Source organism: Burkholderia sp. Nafp2/4-1b, from assembly GCF_003635165.1.
In the GTDB taxonomy this organism is placed as follows: Bacteria; Pseudomonadota; Gammaproteobacteria; order Burkholderiales; family Burkholderiaceae; genus Burkholderia.
Genome location: NZ_ML058615.1, coordinates 25,549 through 39,454, shown reverse-complemented (window position 1 = coordinate 39,454; position 13,906 = coordinate 25,549). Strand labels below are relative to the sequence as shown.

Genomic DNA, 13,906 nt, shown 5'->3' with positions numbered 1-13,906 from the left:
GACGGCCCCGGCCATCGGCAGCGGCCGACACGCGCGCGCGGACGACGCCAATCTCGTCGTCCACATGACCGGCGCGTGGCTTTACTGCTGTAGCCATGCCTTCAGCTTCTCCGGATGGGCGTCGACGAACTTCTTCGCGGCGGTCGCGTAGTCGTTCGTGCTGTTGCCTTCCAATTCGATCGCCTCGACATCGGCCAGCGTCAGCTTCAGGTGCTTGAAGAACACGTCGGCGCGCGGGAACTTGCCTGCGAACTTCTTGGATGCGAATGCGTGGACCTGCTCTTCACCGCCCAGCGTGCCCTTCGGGTCCTTCAGGTAACGCATCTGCCACTTCTGGAACAGCCAGTGCGGGCTCCAGACCGTCGCGACGATCCATTGCTTCGACTGGTACGCACGCGACACGCTGGCCAGCATCCCGGCCTCACTCGATGCCTGGAGGTTATAGCCGTCCAGGTTGTAGGCCTTGATCGTCTTCTCCGACGCCTGCATCAGGCCGCCACCCGGTTCGATGCCCTGGATCGTGCCGTTCAGCTTGCTCTTGACTTCCGGCTTGTTCAGGTCGGCGACCGACGACAGCTCCGCTTCCGGAACGTAGGTCGGCACGGCCCAGCCGTTCTTTCCGCCGGTGTAGATGATGCCCACGTCATCCAGATCGTTCTTGTACTTCGCGTAGTACGTGCCGTGGGTGACCGGCAGCCAGCCGCCGACCATGATGTCGAGATCGCCGCGCGCGACCCCTTGGTACTGGATGCCGATGTCGGCCTGCACGAACTGCACCGGCTGCTTGAGCTGCGTCTCGAGCACGTACTTCGCTACGTTGGCCACCGCGAGCACGTCCGCCCAGTTGGTGACCGCGATCTTGACCGGCTCGGCAGCCGACACCGCGCCCACACCTGCGCTGCAGGCAACCACCGTCGATACCGCAAGTTTCGCCAGAAGCGACTTGAACGTATGGGTATTCATCTAGTACTCCTTTTTAATAACGCGAGTCTTCCAAGGGTGAGGAACGCCTTCGATCGGCGTTTCTGGTCTCCACGCACTGCTACACCGGTTCCGCCACGGCCCCGTGGCCGCGGCGCTTCATCGTCCTTCGATTACCGCCGACTGCCGCATCCGTCAGGTGCGTGCGGCGCCACGCGGGCCCGCCTTGCCGGCACGCACCATCGGCTTCTTCACCTTCTTCTTCGCCTTCACGCCAAAGCTCTCGGTCAGGCGGTCCAGCACGATCGCGAGCAGCACGACGCCCAGCCCGCCTTCGAAGCCGATCCCGATGTCAAGACGCTGGATCCCGCTCAGCACGTATTCGCCGAGGCCACCCGCGCCGATCATCGATGCGACCACCACCATCGACAGCGCCATCATGATTGTCTGGTTCACGCCGGCCATGATCGACGGCAACGCGTTCGGCAGCTGGATCTTCCACAGCAGCTGCCAGTCGGTGCTTCCGAACGAGCGGCCGGCTTCGATCAGTTCCTCGCGCACCTGCCGGATGCCGAGGGTCGTCAGGCGCACGACGGGCGGCATCGCGAACACGATCGTGGCGATCACCGCCGGCACGCGTCCGAGCCCGAACAGGATCACGGCCGGGATCAGGTACACGAATGCGGGCATCGTCTGCATGAAGTCGAGCAGCGAGCGCAGGATCATGCCGATCCGGTTGTTGCGCGCGCCCCAGATGCCGAGCGGCACACCGATCACGAGGCTGAAGAACGTCGCCGCGGTGACGAGCGCGAGGGTCGACACCGTCTGCGCCCACAGGCCCATGTAGTGAATGACGAGCAGCGCGCAGCCGACGAAGATAGAGAACACGACGCCGCGGCGCCACAGTGCGAGGCCCACCAGGATCACGACCATCGCGATGAACGGCACGGCGGCGAGACCGTCCTCGAGCAGCTTCACGACCGCACCGAGGCCCGCCGAGAACGTGTCGAAGCCGCCACGGAAATGCAGAAACAGAAAGTTGACGAAATTCTCCGCGAACTTCCCGATCACCGACGAATTCATGCTGCCCTCCGTTGCATCATCTGCTTGAGTATCGTCCGGCAGGACACGACGCCCGCCAGTTGTCCTGCCGCATCCGTCACCGGCACGTCGTGCTGCTGCGTCAGCGCGATCGACGCGAGCCGATGCAGGTCCGTATCGATCGACACCGCGTTGAAGTCGTTCAGGAATGCGTCGCGGATCGGCTTCGTGCCGGACCGGTGCAGCGTGGCGGGCGTGACGCAGCCGAGGTAACGGCCGGATTCGTCGCACACGTAGCCGCATTCCGCACCGCTGTCGATCAGCTGGTTCAGGTAGCGGTCGGACGGCGTGCCCGCATCGCAGCGAAGCAGCCCACGCTCGACTTGCGTCATCATGCTCGCCGCCTTCAGGAAGCGCGACACGTCGACGTTGCGGAAGAAGTCCTGCACGTAGTCATCCGCCGGTGTCTGGATCAGTTCGGCCGGTGTGCCGACCTGGATCAGGCAGCCGTCCTTCATGATGCCGATGCGGCCGCCGATCTTGACGGCTTCCTCGATATCGTGGGAGATGAACACGATCGTGCGTTGCTCTTCCTTCTGCAGGCGCAGCAGCTCGTTCTGCATTTCGAAGCGGATCAGCGGATCGAGCGCGGAGAATGCCTCGTCCATCAGCAGCACCGACGGATTCACCGCCAGTGCGCGCGCGAGGCCCACGCGCTGTTGCATCCCGCCGGACAGTTCGCTCGGCAGCAGCTTCTCGTACGACCCGAGACCGACGCGCTCCAGCGCCGCACGCGCGACCTCGTAGCGCTGCGCCTTCTTGATCCCCGCGACTTCGAGCCCGTACGCGATGTTGTCGATCACGGTGCGGTTCGGCAGCAGTGCGAATGACTGGAACACCATCGCCATCTTCTGGCGCCGGACGTCACGCAGTTCCGGCGTCGACATCGGTGCGATGTCGCGGCCTTCGAGCACGACCTGCCCGGACGTCGGCTCGATCAGGCGGTTCAGCAGCCGGACGAGCGTCGATTTCCCGGAGCCCGACAGTCCCATGATCACGAAGATCTCGCCGGCGCGCACGCTCAGGCTCACGTCGTTGACCGCGACCATGTTGCCGGTTTCCGCGAAGATCTCGTTGCGGCCGACGCCGCGCTTCATCATCTCGATCGCACGCTCGGGCTTCGGGCCGAAAATCTTCGACAGGTGCTTGACGGTCAGGATGTCGGTTCCGGTCGCAATACTCGACCGGGCGATCGACGGCGCACCGTCGGCGTGGATTGCTCCGGGGGGAAGTACATCGCCCGGCGCAAACGTCAAATTTGGAGCCATTCTGTCATCCCGACTAACTGGTAAGGGAAGCCGCGAACTTCGTCTGAATCGTCATCGATTGCCCGCTTGTCGCTTGGGCCCGATGCCGCTCCTGCGTGGTTGACGGCGCTGATGCAGTGATTGCAGCGTATCAATCCAATTTCGTCGCTCCAGATACATTTTCTGTGCGCTTTTCCATACCTTTGGTAATGCATCGAATACGGGCGAAAAGGCGTGATCGCCCCAAAACCGTGCGAATTATGTGAAACGCAATGCCGGCGCGGCTGTGCGGGATTTGGCGGAGACGGCGGCCCAGCGGCGCGTGCAACGCGCGGAAGCGTCCGCTAGGGGAAAATCCCGACGTGGGGACTTAAGGGAAACTACCGAGAAATCAGGTCAGTGACTGCGTAAACGACCTTCGAATCAGGACCGGGACCGAACGATCGATGATGGAAGAAGACGGAATCGAGCGCATTCCGGTTGCGTCGATGTGCCGCGGTACCAGATACGCCGGTGCACCGCCGCAAGCGCGCGCAGCAGCGGGAAAGCGCGAAACTTCGTGTCGCCGAAGCTTGGAAGCCGACTCAATATTCACGGATCGATCACGGTCGCACACGCGTCCGTCGGCGCCGCAGCCACGTGTCCCACAACCGGCACGATCTTGATCCCAGCAGACGCGATACGACACGGTGCTGCAGCGAGGCCGCATCCGCCAAGGGCGATACAACTTGCAACGCAAACGGCTCGAACGAACCACTTCATAGAAACCTCCAGGTGGCGATCCACACATCTTCCAAACAGGCCTGACTTGTAGACCTATGTCCGGAACACCATGCTAGCATACAAACCGTCTAGACGGTTTGTATGCTAGCATGGTGTTCATGTCGAATCCGTACTGGCGACGACATGCACTGCTCGATCCATCGCTCAACGCGTAACCAACGCTCAAATGACCGTGTCGAGCACACAGCAGCCCGTACTCCCTTCTGTCACTTATCGAACAGCGACCATGCGCCACTCCACCACATCCACCACGAGCCCCGGATTTTCAATCAGCCCGCTGCTTGTGATTGCAGCCCCGCTTGTTGCATCGCTCGTGAGCGTCTTCATCATCGTGACGGTATTTTCAACCGACGTTCCTTACTTGACGAACGGCTTCTAGCATGGGCCCCAAATGAGGATTTCATACGTCACCCTGATCGTGTCCTGCATGGCAACGATCGGTTGTGTTTCGACGGCACATGCTCAGTTCCGCGGTCTCGACGATTTGAATCGATTCGGCGAGAAGCGCACCCTCTGCCGTCAGGCGCTCTCGTCATCAGGCATGGAAGACGATATGGACCAGCGTATCCGCGATCTCGTCAGAAGATCGTACGGGATCGCCGGTGGCAAGCGCAGACCGAAAGGATCGTCGGACGCCAGCACCTATCGCGAGATGGTCGAAGACGCCGTCAACGATCTCAGGGATCCGGTACTCAAGCAGTTGACGGATAGCTGCGCAAGGAATTTCACGATAGACGAACTCCGCAGCGTCAACGATTTCTACACGAGTTCCGCTGGCCAGGCATGGCTTAGCAAAGGTCGAACCACGATCATGCCGGAGATGGACAAAGCCGTTTCCCGCATTCGACCGCGGATAGATGAAAACTGAGGAAGCGTGGTTGCATGACGCGGGTGTTACGGCCGGATGTCCATGCCCGCCGGGCGGCACGCCATGAACGGCCCCACAGGTCGCCGTGCCGGTGTCCAATCCGGGCGATGGCACGTGTATTCGCCCACGCTCTTTTCCGCGCGGCAATAGGGCGATCAATGTGACCCGGGCGGGTCCACTCCATCGCCTGCAGTCGACGCAGTCCCACGCGCGATCATTCAAAGAGGTTCTGGATGTCGGTCTGGGAGCCCAGCACGAGCGTCAGATAGAAGAGCGACGCGAAGACACCGGCCATCGTACCGAAAATGTCCCGCGCAAGCGCGCCACGGATCATGTGAGCAGGAGTCACGATCGCCACATAGGCCGCTAGGAACACGATCGAAACCATGACCGGTGGTGGCGTCGTAAGAATAAGATAGGCGATTTCGCGCATACTCCCGGCTCCTTGTCGATGTCGGTCACGTCATCAGGGATGTCTCGACATCGACCCGCGGCGTTGCGGCGAGCGTGACATCCTCGCCATCACCGGAGCTCGGCAACGAGCGCATCCGCGCCCTTGTCGATACCGGTCCGGGCCGCACTCAGCGAACCGAACGCGGCCGGCAGGTTCATGGCGTTCGGATACTGTTTTGTCACATAAGCCATCAGCAGTTGACCGCTCGTGCTGTCGTAGACTTCGACGGCGTACGACACCGAACCGCTGAACGCGCCCTTGCCGCCCCGAATTGCCTGCACGCCGTTATACAGATTGCCGGCGATATCGAAATGCATGGCTTGTCCGACAACCGCCGTGGTTTTCTCCGCGCCCGTGAGCGTAAGCCGCACACGCAGCGTCGCAGGGGACGGCTTAGGAGCGACCGGGAAGCGTTTCGAGAGGTTGTCGGCAAACACCTTCCCCATGTAATTGGCAAGCGCCGCCTTGTCCTCGGCCTTCAAGTCGCCGAACTGATTGTCCTGACCGGCATACACGACGACCGAATCCACCATCACCTGCCGGTAGCGCGACCAGTCGACGCGTGGCGCATATCGGTACGGCACCTTTGCGGCGTCGCCGCCGCGGTTCGGTGCCAGCTGGGATGAGGATGCAATGCCCGAATAGGCAGCAGGCTGCACGCCGGCGCATGCGGCCAACGTCAACACCGTGACGCCTGAAAAAATAAAAGAGCTGAATTTGATGGTGAGCATGTCGGAATCCGTGAAAGGTGCCCCGGCCGGCACCAGAGGTGAAATTGCGAAAAGAGTTGATGCGGGGCTAGCGTAGCATCGCCTTTATGACGTGTAAACCGTCTATCCGGTTTGTATTGTGGACGAGAATCGAGAAGGTACAATGTCACGCTTGGCAGCGGGGGAGCTCTCTCGAGCTCATCTCGCGCTACCGCCCCTCACTGCGCATCAGCGCGACGCCATCGTGACAACTCAATGGACAACCAAACTCGCTCGGAAATTTCCCGCAAGAAGGCAATCGATGCAGCACTCAGCATCCTCACACGTGATGGTGTCGGTGGATTGACGTTCGACGCGCTCGCGCGTGAAAGCGGCATCAGCAAGGGCGGGTTGCTGCACCAGTTCCGTACCAAGCAGGGTGTGCTCGAGGCGTTGCTCGAATTCCAGCAGCAGCAATTCGAACAGTTTGGGCGCGATTACCTCGTGAAGGAGGGTGCATCGAAGGCCGAGCCAACCCTCGCTGCCCAGATCGCGATTTTCCGGGAAGCCATCAATCAGCCGAACTCGGTCGCACGCGCCGTGCTGGCGGCAATCATCGAAAGCCCGGAACTGCTCGTGGGCCGGGAGAGCGGCAATGCCGACAAGTTGAAAACCATGGACAAGGAGTCGGGCGATTTCGAACTCTCGCTGCTGCGTTACTTCGCGGCGAGCGGCATTGCGTTCAACGTACTGCTTGGCCTGATGCCGCTGACCGGCGCCATGCGAAACCGGCTTTTCGCCCGCCTGCTGGATGAGGAAAGCTGGCAAGCCAAGGCGGTCAAGCAGAAACGGAAGTGATCGGTCGATCTCTCGACTTTGCGGTCTGAGTCAGTATGTGAAGTCCGAAGCCGCATGCGAACAGTCGGTGTAGCGGCCGACGGCGCATTGAACAGGATGATCCCGCTCGGGCCGATACCGCCTGCGATTCGCCGGCTGCAGAACCCGATGTGGGCGCACTCTGCTTTATACGCGCCATTCGGACGCCGCCGGATGCGCGCGTTGTCAGACCTGCATCAGAACCGATGAATGATACCCGCACCGAACGCGAACTGGTTCCCGGTCGACGACGGCGCGGAGTTGAACCCGTCACCTAGCGTCGCGGTCGCGTCGACGATGCTGCCCGCGCCGCTCGTGCCGCCGGCCGTATTCGAATTGTTCACGCGCTCGAACGCGAGGCCGACGCCGAGCGGGCCGGCCGCGTACTGGATGCCGGTTGCCCATGTCGAGCCGGCATTGGTGCTGCCGGCCACGCCGCCGAACGAATACGAGCCGCTCAGCGTCAGGCCATACCATTTCGGCGACGTGTATTCGAGCGTGTTGTTCGCGCGATAGATCGTGTCGAGCCCGTCGACGTCGCCCGGGTGCGCGCCGTAGTAGCCGGTGACCCACGTCGTCGGGCTGAATGCCGACATCGTCTGGTAGTACGACGCGTACTGCCGTCCCGCGGTCAGCGTGCCGTAGGTTGCATTGGTCAGCCCGACCCACGCCTGCCGCCCGAACATCGCATCGGTGTCTTGCGTCGCGCCCGTGCCCGAGTTGAAGCCCGATTCGAGCGCGAAGATCGCCTTCGTGCCGCCGCCGAGATCCTCGGCACCCTTCAAGCCGAAACGGCTGCCGCCCACACCCCCTGGTTCATCCTGACCACCGACTTGCCGCCGCTCGTCGAGCTGAGCGTCATCGCGTTGCTCTGGTAGCCGATCCCGTTGTCGACGATCCCGTACAGCGTGACGCTGCTCTGCGCGAATGCCGGTGCGGCCGCCGCCATCGCGATGGCGGTCAGCGCGACCTGTGATGCCTGCTTCTTCATCGATGTGTCTCCTTCCTTGCGTTGTTGCATGCGTGTGTTGTTGTGATCATGCCGCGCTGTCGTCCGGTCACGGACGATATGCATGCCAGCCGCTGCCGCCCTTGCAGACGAGCTGCGAACCCTGGGCCTGACATTGCGCCTCGTAACCCGGCGAGTACAGCCATTCGCCGGCCCAGTGCAGGTCGACGAACGGGTCGGCCTTCGGCGTATCGGCGACGAAGTTCGCCGCGTCGTCGGTGCTGCCGGTGCCCGTGTAGCGCGCGGTAGCCGGATACGGGAACACCGGGCGCGTGCGCGTCGTGTTGCCGTTCGCGTCGACGATCGACGCGACGATCCGGTCCGGCGTCGCGCCCGTCTCGGTCCACGCCATCAGCGGCGACAGGATGTCGAACACGTTCGGTCCCTGGCCGCCGCCGCAGTGCGAGACGCCCGGGAACAGGTAGAAGCGGGCGAAGCGGTCGACTCTCGCGTCGCCCATGTAGTGCTTCATCGCTTCGTAGTACGCGATGCTCGAACGCGGCGAGATGTGCTGATCTTCCAGGCCGTGCCACAGCAGCAGCTTGCCGTCGCGCCCGGCGAACCGGCTCAGGTCAGGATCGGTCGCGGCCAGGTAGTTCGACACCGGCACCGTCTTCGCGAACCCGTCGAGCGTGAACTTCAGGTCGCCGATCGCCGCGGACGGATACGACGCGTTGTAGTAGTCGAGATAGCGCAGGAACGGCAGCACGAAGCCGATCGTGCCGCTCTGTGCAGTGGCAGTCGCCGGGACGAACAGCGTCCAATTCAGCTCGGAGCCCCATTCGCGCGCGACGAGCGGCTCGAGCCGCGTACCGTCCGCGGTCGTCGCGCCGTCGTGAATCCGGCGGACGACGTCCGCTTCCTGCGGCGTCAGGCAGGTCGCGGCGGACTGCCCTTGCGCGCAGACGATCGTCGCGGGATCGAAGCGACACGCGCGCGGATTGTCGATCACGCCGTCGGCCACGCCGTCCAGCGCGTCGCACGCCTTCAGCACGGCCGCGTGCAGCATCTGCAGTTTGCCGGCGAGCAGGATCGCGTTGCCCGTCTTCGGGTCGGTGTTCACCGCGTTCGGCCATGCATGGTGGAACGTGTTCTGCACGATCAGGTCGTTCGCCGGTGCACCGGCGGCGATGCCGTCGAAGTCGTCGGGGAAGCGCTGCGCCTCCATCAGCGCTTCGCGGCCGCCGTCCGAGCAGCCGTCGAAGTACGCGTAGCGCGCAGGGCGTGCATAGAACTTGCCGATAATCGCCTTAGCGACCTGAGCCGTTGCATGTTCAGCGCGGTATGCGAAATCGATCTTCGCCTTCGGGTCGAGCACCCACGAACCGTCGTTGCCGCCTTCGTGGCCCATGTCGGTCGCAGCCATCGCGATCGTGCCGTTCGTCACCGGCACGCACGTCGATGCCATCGGCGCATTGACGGACAGGTTGCCGCACAGGCCGCCGCAACCCGTCTGCAGGTAACGCTGCGTCCAGCCCTGCGTCGGCAGCTGCAGTTCGAACAGCGAAGCGCCCGGGCCGATCGTGCCCTTCACGTCGCACATCGGCGCCGGCAACGTGTTGTTACCGACGACCGTGCCGGCCGGCAGCAGCACCGCCGACGTGATCGTGACGGTGCCGTCGGTCACGCCGCTCAGGTCGAGCGCCGCGACCGACGGACACGACATCGCGGGCATCACCGCCGGAAGGTTCGCGAGTCCGGCGGTGCTCGCCGCGTTCGCCGCACTAGGCCAGCCCGTCAGCACCGCACACAGCCACACGAAGCCGACCGCCAATACCCTGGCCCGCGCATCGCGCCTCATGCGTGTTACGCGATGCCATGCGCGCGCCATCCACCCTGCCCTGCAGTTCGTATGCATGCCTGTCTCCTGTCTTTCTGCCGGATATACCGCCCGCCCCGAACGGACGAAGCGGCGACGTTGTATCGATTCTTCGATGAACCGTGTGATCGAGACCACTGCACATCATTTCATCAGTATCGCGAATCAATTCTCTGGAGTCCGTTGCGAAACGCGGCGAATCCCATCCGATTCGTTTATCGATCTGGCCGCATCGGCCTCATGCGGGCTCCATCCCGTGCTCGCGCTTGATGTGCGCGGCTTCCTGCGACGCCAGATACGCGAGGAATCGCGCCGCGGCCACGCGATCGCGCGCGACGGCCGAGACCGCGGCGGCGAACACCGTCACCGCCTGCGCCGCGTCGGGCAGCGCGCCGACGATCGCGACGCCCGGCACGTGCATTAGCTCGCTCGTCTGCTGAAAGCCGAGCTCGACCTCGCCGGATGCGATCAACGCGCCGACCGGGACGCCCGGCGGGGCCTGCACGATGCGCGGCGCGATCGCGTCGGCGATGCCCCAGCGGGCCAACAGGCGCATCAGGTGCGTGCCGCTCGGCCCGGTCGAATAGCCGATCCGGCCTGCGCCCAGGACCGCATCGCGCAATGCGGCTTCGGTGCCGATGTCTGGGCGCGGCGCGCCGCTCGCCACCGCGACCGCGATGCCCGAGCGCGCGACGTCCACGCGGCTGCCCGGCCCGACGTGACCATCCGCCGCGAGCCGCTCGATCGCATCGGACGCGAGCACGACGACATCGAACGGCTCGCCGTCGCGCACGCGCCGCGCGGCGTCGACGCCGCCTACCGACGTGATCGCGACGCGCGCGCCGGTGTCGCGCTCGTAAGCGGCGGCAAGCCGCGCGAGCACCGGCCGCGTCGCCATCGACGAGATGCCCGTGACGGCCAGCGCCGCTTCCGGTGTCTGCATCATCGCGTCCCCCTGAATCAGTCGATGTAGCGCAAGCCGGCCTGACGCAGCGGCTCGCGCATGTCGTACATGTCGAGGCCGAGCACGCCGGACGCGAGCTTCGCGCGCTTCGCCGCTTCGTTCGCTTCGCGGGCCGCCGCCTTCTCGAGCACCTGAGCCGCGCGCGCGGCCGGTACCACGGCCACGCCGTCGTCGTCCGCGACGATCACGTCGCCGGGGTGGACGAGCGCGCCCGCACATACGACGGGCACGTTCACCGAACCGAGCGTCGCCTTGATCGTGCCTTTCGCCGAAATCGCCTTGCTCCAAACCGGGAACTGCATCGCCTCGAGCACCGCGACGTCGCGCACGCCGGCATCGATGATCAGCGCGTGCGCGCCGCGTGCCTTGAAGCTCGTCGCGAGCAGGTCGCCGAAATAGCCGTCCGTGCAATCCGCGGTGATTGCCGCGACGACCACGTCGCCGGGCCGGATCTGTTCGGCCGCGACGTGCATCATCCAGTTGTCGCCCGGATGCAGCAGCACCGTGACGGCCGTGCCGGACGCCTGCGCGCGCGGATAGGTCGGCCGCATGTAGGGCTTCAGCAGCCCCGTGCGGCCCATCGCCTCGTGCACCGTCGCCGAGCCGAGCGCGCCGAGCCGCGCCGCCACATCCGAATCCGCACGCTGGATCGTGCGGTACACCACACCGAGTTCAGTCATGATCAAAGCCCCTTCGCCTTCAGTTGCGCATCCAGGCGCGGATACACGCGCCGCGCATTGCCTTCGTAGATCTTGTGACGCGCTTGCGCATCGAGCGACGATGCGTCGATGTAGCGCTTCGTGTCGTCGTAGTAGTGACCGGTCTCCGGATCGATGCCGCGCACCGCGCCGATCATCTCGCTCGCGAACAGGATGTTGTCGACCGGGATCACGCCGGTCAGCAGGTCGATGCCGGGCTGGTGATACACGCACGTATCGAAGAACACGTTGTTCAGCAGATGGTCCTTCAGCGGCGGCTTCTTCAGCTCCTGCGCGAGCCCGCGGAACCGTCCCCAGTGATACGGCACCGCACCGCCGCCGTGCGGAATCACGAAGCGCAGCGTCGGGAAATCACGGAACAGGTCGGAGGTCAGGCACTGCATGAACGCCGTGGTGTCGGCGTTCAGGTAGTGCGCGCCGGTCGTGTGGAAGCACGCGTTGCAGCTCGTGCTCACGTGGAGCATCGCGGGAATGTCGTACTCGACCATCTTCTCGTAGATCGGGTACCAGTAGCGATCCGACAGCGGCGGGCTCGTCCAGTGGCCGCCGGACGGATCCGGATTCAGGTTGATCGCGACGTTGCCGTATTCCTCGACGCAGCGCACGAGCTCCGGAATGCAGGTCGCGACATCAACGCCCGGGCTTTGCGGCAGCATCGCGGCCGGCACGAAGTGATCGGGAAACAGGCGATGGACGCGATGGCACAGTTCGTTGCACACGGCCGCCCACGTGCTCGACACCGCGAAGTCGCCGATGTGATGCGCCATGAAGCTCGCGCGCGGGCTGAAGATCGTCAGGTCGAGGCCGCGCTCGCGCATCAGTCGCAGCTGATTGTGCTCGATCGATTCGCTCAACTCGTCGTCGCCGATGTTCAGCTCGGCCACCTTCGGTTGCTCCGATGGACTACCGAGCGCCGCGATCTGGCGATTGCGCCACGCTTCCAGCGCCTTCGGCGCGGTGGTGTAGTGACCGTGGATATCGATGATCATTGATGCTCCTGCATTGGATGAAGTGTCCGGCACTCTGCCGACGGCCGCGCCAGACGGCGGTGTGCGACGTGCGTCAGTGCGCCGGGTTTTCGAGTTCCTGCGGTTCGGGCACGGCCGCACGCTGCGTCGTCATGATCGCGATCGCCGCCAGTGTGGCCGGCACTGCGAGCATCGACAGGATCGCGTCGAACTTCCAGCCGAGGCCGAGCAGCGCACCGCCGATGGCCGAGCCGAAGATGCTGCCGAAGCGGCCCATCCCGAGCATCCAGCTCACGCCGGTTGCGCGTGCAACCGTCGGATAGCGACCCGGTGCATACGCGTTCAGCCCGGTCTGCGCGCCGCTCATGCAGAAACCGGCCGCGAACACCAGCAACGCGAGCGACGACGACAACGCCCCCGCCCAGGCAAGCACGGCCACGCACAGCCCGCCGCCGAGATACGCGGCGCCAATCACCGGCGCCGGCCGCACGCGGTCCATCAGCCAGCCCACGCCGATTGCGCCGATCGTGCCGCCGATCTGGAACATCGCGGTCACGTTCGCGGCCGTGCCGACGGACAACCCGGCATCCTTGATCAGCGTCGGTAGCCAGCCGGTCAGCAGGTAGATCACCAGCAGCCCCATGAAGTACGTCATCCACAGCGACAGCGTCACGCGGCCATAGCCTTGCGAGAACAGCACGCCGATCGGCTTGCGCGTCGGCAGCGGCGGCTCGTTCGACACGAACGTCTCGTTGCCAGTGAACCGGGCGCCGCACACGCGGTTCAGCAGCGCGCCGATGCGTTGCGACGGCGCGCCGCGCACGGCCAGCAGCCGCGCCGATTCGGGCAGCAGCCACAACTGCAGTGGAATCAGCAGCAGCGGCAGCGCGCCGCCGAATAGCAGCACCGCGCGCCAGCCGTGCAGCGGAATCAGCCAGCCGGCGACGAAGCCGATAAGCGCAGAGCCGAGGTTGAAGCCCGTAAACATCACGGTGATCATCAGCGCACGCATCCGCTGCGGCGCGTACTCCGACAGCAGCGTCGTCGTGTTCGGCATCGCCGCACCCAAGCCGATGCCGGTCAGCAGCCGCAGCACCGCCATCTCGAACGGCGACTGCGCGTGCGCGGTCACGATCGTGAACACACCGAACAGGAACACCGACGCGATCAGCACGCGCTTGCGGCCGAACCGGTCGGCGCTCGGGCCGGCCAGCAGCGCGCCGATCACGAGCCCGATCGGCGCCGCGCTCATCACGAGCCCGAACTCGGGACGCGAGATCGCCCAGTCGCGAATCACCGACGGTGCGACGAACCCCATGATCGCGACGTCCATCCCGTCGGCAATCACGACGAGGCAGCACAGCACGACCAGCAGCCACTGGTAGCGCGACACGGGCCGCTCGTCGATGAACGACTTGACGTCGATTGTCTTTCCACCTGCCATCATGACTCTCCTGTCTCCTTGGCGACGATCGATCTATCGATTCG

The 13,906-nt window shown here is 64.4% G+C and carries 13 protein-coding genes and 1 pseudogene; 2 read left to right on the top strand and 12 right to left on the bottom strand.

What is annotated here, in order from left to right; all coding sequences use genetic code 11:
- Positions 1-81: 81 nt before the first annotated feature.
- The 4 genes from C7H84_RS22515 to C7H84_RS37675 form a co-directional block, all read right to left on the bottom strand.
- Positions 82-963: a glycine betaine ABC transporter substrate-binding protein gene (locus C7H84_RS22515; RefSeq protein WP_121860831.1), complete on the bottom strand. Its 882-nt coding sequence runs from the start codon at positions 961-963 to the stop codon at positions 82-84.
- 153 nt (positions 964-1,116) lie between these two features.
- Positions 1,117-2,004 carry a proline/glycine betaine ABC transporter permease gene (locus C7H84_RS22510; protein WP_121860830.1) on the bottom strand — a complete coding sequence of 296 codons (888 nt, stop codon included), beginning with the start codon at positions 2,002-2,004 and terminating at the stop codon, positions 1,117-1,119.
- Entirely contained in the window at positions 2,001-3,290 is a 1,290-nt protein-coding gene (locus tag C7H84_RS22505) for a glycine betaine/L-proline ABC transporter ATP-binding protein (RefSeq protein WP_121860829.1), read from the bottom strand. Before C7H84_RS22505 ends, C7H84_RS22510 begins: the two co-directional genes overlap by 4 nt.
- A 570-nt stretch (positions 3,291-3,860) precedes the next feature.
- The gene (locus tag C7H84_RS37675; RefSeq protein ID WP_335622148.1) at positions 3,861-4,031 is read right to left on the bottom strand and encodes a DUF6726 family protein; all 171 of its coding nucleotides are present in this window, start codon (positions 4,029-4,031) and stop codon (positions 3,861-3,863) included.
- Between the two features lie 448 nt (positions 4,032-4,479).
- On the opposite strand from C7H84_RS37675, the gene C7H84_RS22500 reads away from it, so the two are divergent.
- Entirely contained in the window at positions 4,480-4,920 is a 441-nt protein-coding gene (locus C7H84_RS22500; RefSeq protein ID WP_162999343.1) for a DUF2059 domain-containing protein, read from the top strand.
- Positions 4,921-5,134: 214 nt separating this feature from the next.
- On the opposite strand, the gene C7H84_RS22495 is transcribed toward C7H84_RS22500, so the two are convergent.
- Positions 5,135-5,353 (bottom strand): hypothetical protein, encoded by a 219-nt coding sequence (locus tag C7H84_RS22495; protein ID WP_121860827.1) that lies wholly within the window; start codon positions 5,351-5,353, stop codon positions 5,135-5,137.
- A gap of 89 nt (positions 5,354-5,442) precedes the next feature.
- Positions 5,443-6,105, bottom strand: a complete 663-nt coding sequence (locus tag C7H84_RS22490; RefSeq protein WP_121860826.1) for a DUF3313 domain-containing protein — start codon at positions 6,103-6,105, stop codon at positions 5,443-5,445.
- A gap of 234 nt (positions 6,106-6,339) precedes the next feature.
- Between C7H84_RS22490 and C7H84_RS22485 the strand changes: the two genes are divergently transcribed.
- Complete coding sequence (locus tag C7H84_RS22485; RefSeq protein WP_121860825.1) at positions 6,340-6,921, top strand: TetR/AcrR family transcriptional regulator; 582 nt, start codon at positions 6,340-6,342, stop codon at positions 6,919-6,921.
- Positions 6,922-7,136: 215 nt separating this feature from the next.
- Here C7H84_RS22485 and C7H84_RS22480 read toward each other — a convergent pair.
- The 6 genes and pseudogenes from C7H84_RS22480 to C7H84_RS22455 all read right to left on the bottom strand — a co-directional run bounded on the left by C7H84_RS22480 (position 7,137) and on the right by C7H84_RS22455 (position 13,862).
- A pseudogene (locus C7H84_RS22480) lies at positions 7,137-7,930 on the bottom strand (porin).
- A gap of 67 nt (positions 7,931-7,997) precedes the next feature.
- Complete coding sequence (locus tag C7H84_RS22475) at positions 7,998-9,779, bottom strand: tannase/feruloyl esterase family alpha/beta hydrolase (protein WP_240462079.1); 1,782 nt, start codon at positions 9,777-9,779, stop codon at positions 7,998-8,000.
- Positions 9,780-10,005: 226 nt separating this feature from the next.
- Positions 10,006-10,713: a substrate-binding domain-containing protein gene (locus tag C7H84_RS22470; RefSeq protein ID WP_121860823.1), complete on the bottom strand. Its 708-nt coding sequence runs from the start codon at positions 10,711-10,713 to the stop codon at positions 10,006-10,008.
- Between the two features lie 14 nt (positions 10,714-10,727).
- Positions 10,728-11,411 (bottom strand): 4-carboxy-4-hydroxy-2-oxoadipate aldolase/oxaloacetate decarboxylase, encoded by a 684-nt coding sequence (gene ligK / locus C7H84_RS22465; RefSeq protein ID WP_121860822.1) that lies wholly within the window; start codon positions 11,409-11,411, stop codon positions 10,728-10,730.
- Between the two features lie 2 nt (positions 11,412-11,413).
- Positions 11,414-12,439 (bottom strand): amidohydrolase family protein, encoded by a 1,026-nt coding sequence (locus C7H84_RS22460; RefSeq protein ID WP_121860821.1) that lies wholly within the window; start codon positions 12,437-12,439, stop codon positions 11,414-11,416.
- Positions 12,440-12,512: 73 nt separating this feature from the next.
- Positions 12,513-13,862, bottom strand: coding sequence for an aromatic acid/H+ symport family MFS transporter (locus C7H84_RS22455; protein ID WP_121860947.1), 1,350 nt, complete (start codon positions 13,860-13,862; stop codon positions 12,513-12,515).
- Positions 13,863-13,906: the final 44 nt, after the last annotated feature.

What these genes read in the sequence shown, in the direction of transcription:
- C7H84_RS22490 (WP_121860826.1), bottom strand. Translation starts at nt 6,105, where the DNA reads ATGCTCACCATCAAATTCAGCTCTTTTATTTTTTCAGGCGTCACGGTG.
- C7H84_RS22475 (WP_240462079.1), bottom strand. Translation starts at nt 9,779, where the DNA reads ATGGCGCGCGCATGGCATCGCGTAACACGCATGAGGCGCGATGCGCGG.
- ligK (WP_121860822.1), bottom strand. Translation starts at nt 11,411, where the DNA reads ATGACTGAACTCGGTGTGGTGTACCGCACGATCCAGCGTGCGGATTCG.
- C7H84_RS22485 (WP_121860825.1), top strand. Translation starts at nt 6,340, where the DNA reads ATGGACAACCAAACTCGCTCGGAAATTTCCCGCAAGAAGGCAATCGAT.
- C7H84_RS22500 (WP_162999343.1), top strand. Translation starts at nt 4,480, where the DNA reads ATGGCAACGATCGGTTGTGTTTCGACGGCACATGCTCAGTTCCGCGGT.
- C7H84_RS22515 (WP_121860831.1), bottom strand. Translation starts at nt 963, where the DNA reads ATGAATACCCATACGTTCAAGTCGCTTCTGGCGAAACTTGCGGTATCG.
- C7H84_RS22455 (WP_121860947.1), bottom strand. Translation starts at nt 13,862, where the DNA reads ATGGCAGGTGGAAAGACAATCGACGTCAAGTCGTTCATCGACGAGCGG.
- C7H84_RS37675 (WP_335622148.1), bottom strand. Translation starts at nt 4,031, where the DNA reads ATGAAGTGGTTCGTTCGAGCCGTTTGCGTTGCAAGTTGTATCGCCCTT.
- C7H84_RS22510 (WP_121860830.1), bottom strand. Translation starts at nt 2,004, where the DNA reads ATGAATTCGTCGGTGATCGGGAAGTTCGCGGAGAATTTCGTCAACTTT.
- C7H84_RS22470 (WP_121860823.1), bottom strand. Translation starts at nt 10,713, where the DNA reads ATGATGCAGACACCGGAAGCGGCGCTGGCCGTCACGGGCATCTCGTCG.
- C7H84_RS22505 (WP_121860829.1), bottom strand. Translation starts at nt 3,290, where the DNA reads ATGGCTCCAAATTTGACGTTTGCGCCGGGCGATGTACTTCCCCCCGGA.
- C7H84_RS22460 (WP_121860821.1), bottom strand. Translation starts at nt 12,439, where the DNA reads ATGATCATCGATATCCACGGTCACTACACCACCGCGCCGAAGGCGCTG.
- C7H84_RS22495 (WP_121860827.1), bottom strand. Translation starts at nt 5,353, where the DNA reads ATGCGCGAAATCGCCTATCTTATTCTTACGACGCCACCACCGGTCATG.